General features: G+C 48.4%; 6 protein-coding genes. 1 reads left to right on the top strand and 5 read right to left on the bottom strand.

The genetic code is table 11. The annotated features are described in order from the left end of the window. Both ACTHUE_RS10680 and ACTHUE_RS10675 read right to left on the bottom strand, forming a co-directional pair. Positions 1 to 1660, bottom strand: a 1660-nt coding sequence (locus tag ACTHUE_RS10680) for an ABC transporter permease (RefSeq protein ID WP_440423441.1), incomplete at its 3' end; no start/stop codon positions are given. Positions 1661 to 1741: 81 nt separating this feature from the next. Continuing rightward, positions 1742 to 2923 carry an efflux RND transporter periplasmic adaptor subunit gene (locus ACTHUE_RS10675; protein ID WP_107792365.1) on the bottom strand — a complete coding sequence of 394 codons (1182 nt, stop codon included), beginning with the start codon at positions 2921 to 2923 and terminating at the stop codon, positions 1742 to 1744. 289 nt (positions 2924 to 3212) lie between these two features. Here ACTHUE_RS10675 and ACTHUE_RS10670 point away from each other — a divergent pair, with 289 nt between their 5' ends. Further along, positions 3213 to 3653, top strand: coding sequence for a type IV pilin protein (locus ACTHUE_RS10670; protein ID WP_070459327.1), 441 nt, complete (start codon positions 3213 to 3215; stop codon positions 3651 to 3653). Positions 3654 to 3770: 117 nt separating this feature from the next. Here the strand turns inward: ACTHUE_RS10670 and nusB are convergent, their stop codons facing one another. The 3 genes from nusB to ACTHUE_RS10655 all read right to left on the bottom strand — a co-directional run. Further along, the gene (gene nusB, locus ACTHUE_RS10665) at positions 3771 to 4199 is read right to left on the bottom strand and encodes a transcription antitermination factor NusB (RefSeq protein ID WP_440400592.1); all 429 of its coding nucleotides are present in this window, start codon (positions 4197 to 4199) and stop codon (positions 3771 to 3773) included. A 121-nt stretch (positions 4200 to 4320) separates the two neighbouring features. Beyond that, positions 4321 to 4800 carry a 6,7-dimethyl-8-ribityllumazine synthase gene (gene ribH / locus ACTHUE_RS10660; RefSeq protein WP_036493252.1) on the bottom strand — a complete coding sequence of 160 codons (480 nt, stop codon included), beginning with the start codon at positions 4798 to 4800 and terminating at the stop codon, positions 4321 to 4323. 93 nt (positions 4801 to 4893) lie between these two features. Further along, the coding region (locus ACTHUE_RS10655; protein ID WP_440423438.1) for a DUF2185 domain-containing protein at positions 4894 to 5116 on the bottom strand (223 nt) is incomplete at its 5' end.

The following is a 5116-nucleotide window of genomic DNA, read 5'->3' as shown; positions in this document are numbered from 1 at the left end:
CGCCGATTTCTTTGGTGCGCTCGGTAACGGAGACCAGCATGATGTTCATCACGCCGATACCGCCGACCACCAAAGAGATGACCGCGATGGAAGAAATCAGCAGCGTCATGGTGCCGGTTGTGCTTTCAACCATTTCTTTGATGCTGTCGCTGTTGTTCATAAAGAAGTCTTCTGTACCGTGGCGTGCTTTCAGCAGCTCGGTCAGGCTTTTTTCGGCAACTTGCGTGTTGGCATCGTCTTTGATTTTGACAACGATGGAGTTGGTATAGCTCTCGCCGGTAATTTGGTGCATGACCGTTGTATACGGCGACCAAAGCATCAGCGAGTCGGAATTGCCGAACGAGTTGTCATCCTTTTTCATAATGCCGATGACGGTCAACGGGCGTTTTTTGAAAAGGATGGTTTTGCCTAAAGGATTGACGCCTTCTCCGAAGAGTTTGGTTTTGGTGTTTTGGTCGATAACGACGACTTGGGCATCGGTTTTTACATCGTCATCATCAAACAGACGGCCTTCTTCCAATTTCAAACCGCGCACGTCGAAATATTGTTCGCCTACGCCGTAAAGCGAGGCGGTCAGGTCGGTGTTGCGGTAGGTCAAGGTGCCGCCGGAGTTGGTTTGAGGGGTGGCAGAGGCGACGTAGCTTTGTTGGCTGATGGCTTTTGCGTCATTAATTGTCAGTGTCTTGATTCGTCCGCTGCGGCGGTCGCCAAAACCACGGCCGGGGAAGATGCTGATGGTGTTTGTGCCCATCGAGTTGATGTCTTCCAGGATTTTTTGTTGCGAGCCATTACCTAAGGCTACTACCGATACTACCGAAGCAATACCGATAATAATCCCCAGCATGGTCAGCAGCGAACGCATTTTGTGCGCCATAATCGCCTGTACCGACATTTTAAATGCTTCCATAAATTGATCGTAATAAAACGACCAGGAAGCTTTTTCTTTAATCCTCTCCACTTTGCTTGGCGGGATATCGGGATTTTTAGACGTATCCGAAATAATCTGACCGTCGCGGATTTCGATGACGCGGTTTGCGTTTGCCGCAATGCCCGGATCGTGGGTGACCATAATCACGGTATGCCCGTCTTCGTGCAGCTTATGGATGATTTCCATCACGTTTTTACCGCTGGCGGTATCCAATGCGCCGGTCGGCTCGTCGGCAAAGATGATTTCACCGCCATTCATCAACGCGCGGGCAATCGAAACGCGTTGTTGCTGACCGCCGGAAAGTTCGCTGGGTTTGTTGCCTTCTTTATTTTGCAAACCCAAATCGCCCAACAGTTTTTCCGCACGTTCCGCACGCTCTTTACTGTCCATGCCCATATACACGGCAGGCAGGGCGACGTTGTCTCGGGCGGTCAGCGAGCTTAACAGGTTGTAACGCTGGAAAATAAAGCCGAAACGCTCACGGCGCAAAGCCGCCAGCTCATCCGGCTGCATTTGCGATGTTTCGATGCCGTCGATTTGATAAGAGCCGGAAGTGGCGGTATCCAGACAGCCCAAGATATTCATCAGCGTAGATTTGCCTGAACCGGACTGGCCGATAATCGCCACAAAGTCGCCTTTCTCAATAGAAAGGCTGACATCTTTCAATACGTGCACACGGTTTTCACCGTTACCGAAAAAACGGTTGATATTCTTACATTCGATTAAACTCATAATCTTTCCGGGCGAAAAATAGAAATACAGGAACTAAGGCCGTCTGAAACACAGCCAAATCTTTCAGACGGCCTTAATCAATCAGCGAGGAGGGCCGCCACCCATCATCGCGCGTTCGCTGCTCTTATTCTTTTCATCTGCGCTCATTTCAGAAACAATCACTTTTTCGCCTTCTTTCAAGCCGCTTTTGATTTCGGTATTCATGCTGTCTTTCAAGCCGATGGTCACTTCGCGTTCTACCGCTTTATTGTCTGCACCCAAAATGCTGACATAGGATTTGCCGTTATGCTTTTTCACAGTCAGTGTCGGTACCAGTAAGACATTCTTCACGCCGTTGATTTCGATCGTGTTTTGAGTGGTCATACCGATGGAAAGTTTGCCTTCCGGATTTGGTACCAGTGCGCGGGCATAGTAGTAAATCGCATTGGAAGTCGTGTCCGTGCTGCTGGTGTAGCTGCCCAAAGACATGGTGGTCAGGCCGGGATCGACGCTGTCTAATTTCGCTTTAATCGGGGTGTCCGGCTCGGACAAAATGGTGAACGAAATATCCTGACCGGCTTTGACTTTCGTGATGTCGCCCTCGGCAATCTGCATTTTGTTTAACATGGTTTCCAGATTGGCCAGCTGGATAATGGTCGGCGTAGATTGTGCCGCATTGACGGATTGGCCTTCTTCAACAGGAATGGCAACCACAGTGCCGTCCATGGTGGCAGTGATCCGCGTGTGGCCCAGTTCGGATTCGGCTGTGTTGATGGAGATTTTGGATTGTTTGATGGCGGCCTTCAGCTCGGCAACATTGGCTTTGGCTGCGGCTAAAGAGTCTTGTGCAGATTCCAAGTCTTCCTTGGAAGTTGCCTGTTCTTTCCATAAGGCAAGTTCGCGTTTATATTTTTTCTCTGCACTGGAAAGCGCGATTTCGGCAGAAACCAATTTTGCCTGATAGGTTTCCAGTTTGGATTTTTCGGTATTTAAGGTATTGATCTGATTGGTTGAGTTGATTTCCGCAATCAGCTCACCTTTTTTCACTTGCTGGCCCAGTTTCACATACAGTTTTTTAATCTGACCTGAAGCTTCCGCACCTACGGATACCAAATTGGAAGGCGAGATTTCGCCGGTTGCCGACACGGTTTGACGAATATCGCCGCGTTTGACCACTTCTGTAATAAAAGAAGACTGAGGCTCAGGCTTCATCAAAGACCAGCCGCCGAAAGCTGCAGCCACGATAACAGCCGTACCGGCCGCCCACTTGAAAACTTTAGACATATAAAAGAAACCAATTCAATTAAATAACGTCGCAGACAAGCAACAAATGTATTGATAGAAACAAAAAAACAACTGGATTTTACTGTAAAGACCCAGGCTGACCAAGAGACAGCCGGCTTAAATTGAAGTTTAACTTATTGAAATAAAAAATAAAGGTCAGTAAACATTTTTCAGAACTTGCACCTCATTTACATAAATTCCCAAACTCCCTCCGAATCTGAACATTTAAGCCGCAAGAAAACTACTATAATATCCACGTCTTATTCTAATTATTCACGACATAAATACAATGAAACACCAACAAGGCTTCACGCTTATCGAGCTGCTGATAGTCGTTGTGATTGCAGCCATTCTTGCTATCATCGCATATCCGTCTTATCAAAACTATATCCGCCAAACGCGCCTTGCCGCCGTCCGCACGCAGATGCTTCATAACGCCCAACAGCTCGAACGCTACTACACTCAAAAAAGGACATTTAAGGATTTTCCTGGTAATAAGGATTTTCCTGCTAAAAATTTACAGCAGAATCAATATTTCAATATTAGTTTTTCCGAAGGTACAGCTTCTATGCCTAATCCTTCCGATTCAGGTTATATTTTGAAGGCAGAACCTAACAAAGAAACCAACGCTAATGAAACCTGTACCGTTTATTACAACGACAGCGGTATCATCTGGGCAAACAGCGATAAACAAAACTGCCCCGGTTATGAAATACCAAAATCGGAATAAATCGAAATATAAAAGGCCGTCTGAATTTCAGACGGCCTTTTGGATGGTTTGGCTGTATAAGCAGATGAGCCTCAATAGGGCAAAGATCAGTAATCTTGTTCCGATGTGAAGTCAATCTTAGCCTTTGCGGCGCGGTTCATCAGGGCGGATGCGGGAAGCCAGCTGGTCGAGGATGCCGTTGACGAATTTATGGCCGTCGGTGCCGCCGAAAGTTTTGGTAACTTCGATGGCTTCGTTGATGATGACAGGATAGGGGGTTTCAGGCATGGTGCTCAGCTCATGGCAGGCAACCAGCAAAACGGCGCGTTCGATAGGACTGAGGTCTTTTTCGTCGCGGTCAAGCAGGGGGCTGATTTTTTCCATGTATTCTTCGGCATGGGTTTGTGCGCCGAAAAACAGTTTGTTGAACAGCTCTTCATCCATATTGGACGCTTGAGACAGTTCGTGGATGTTTTTGGCGATTTCTGGGGCGGCAGTTTTGTTGATGCCTGCTTGATAAATAGCTTGTACGGCAAGCTCGCGTGCGCGGCGGCGTGGGCTTTTCATGGGTATTCCTTGTGAAGAGAGTGCCGATGGTTGTCGGCTGAATATTGAATGATTCAGACGGCCTCAATGTCATGATTGAGAGGCCGTCTGAAAAGATGCGGTATTCAATACGGGGAGAAGCTTATTCTTCGTCGTCTTCGTATTGTTCTGACAAAAGATGGTTGACCAAGTTGGCACATTCTACGGCAACTTTGGCGGCATCGGAGGCTTTTTCTTCGATGCGTGCAACGGCTTGTTCGTCGTTTTCAGTCGTCAGGATGGCGTTGGCGATAGGGATGTTGTAGTCAAGGGCAACGCGGCTGACACCTGCGCCGGACTCATTGGATACCAATTCAAAGTGGTAGGTTTCGCCACGAATGACAACGCCGATGGCAATCAGGGCATCGAATTGTTCGGATGAAGCGAGGTTCATCAGCGCGATAGGTACTTCAAGCGCGCCGGGAACGGTGGCAAGCGTGATGTTGTCTTCGGATACGCCCAATTCTTTTAAGGTGCGGCAGCAAACTTTGACCATTTCGCTGCCGATTTCGTTGGTGAAACGGGCTTGAACGATGCCGATGCGCAGGTTGGTGCCATCGAGGCGTGGTTCGATAATATTCATGATGATTCCTTCAATATTTGTGAAATAGGGATTCGGCTTGGTTTCAGACGGCCTTGTTATAGGGAAGGCCGTCTGAAACGAAATGGGGATGGATTATTCTTGCGGCTGCCAATCGGCAACGGCTTGGAACTCGCCGTCTTCGTTCAATTCCCACGCGCTGCCTTCTGCCTGAGTCAGCAGGGGCACGACGTCGGGATTGTCTGCGGTAATGGCGGAGAGGCTGACAATGCTGAAGTTGTCGGGATTGTCGGTGTATTCGTCGGTTTCGTCGCCGCTGAAAATACGCCAGCCGCTGTCGTTTTCAAATACGGGGGCT

The sequence above is a fragment of the Neisseria sp. P0021.S005 genome, assembly GCF_051956955.1.
This window is presented reverse-complemented; position numbering and strand designations above follow the sequence as displayed.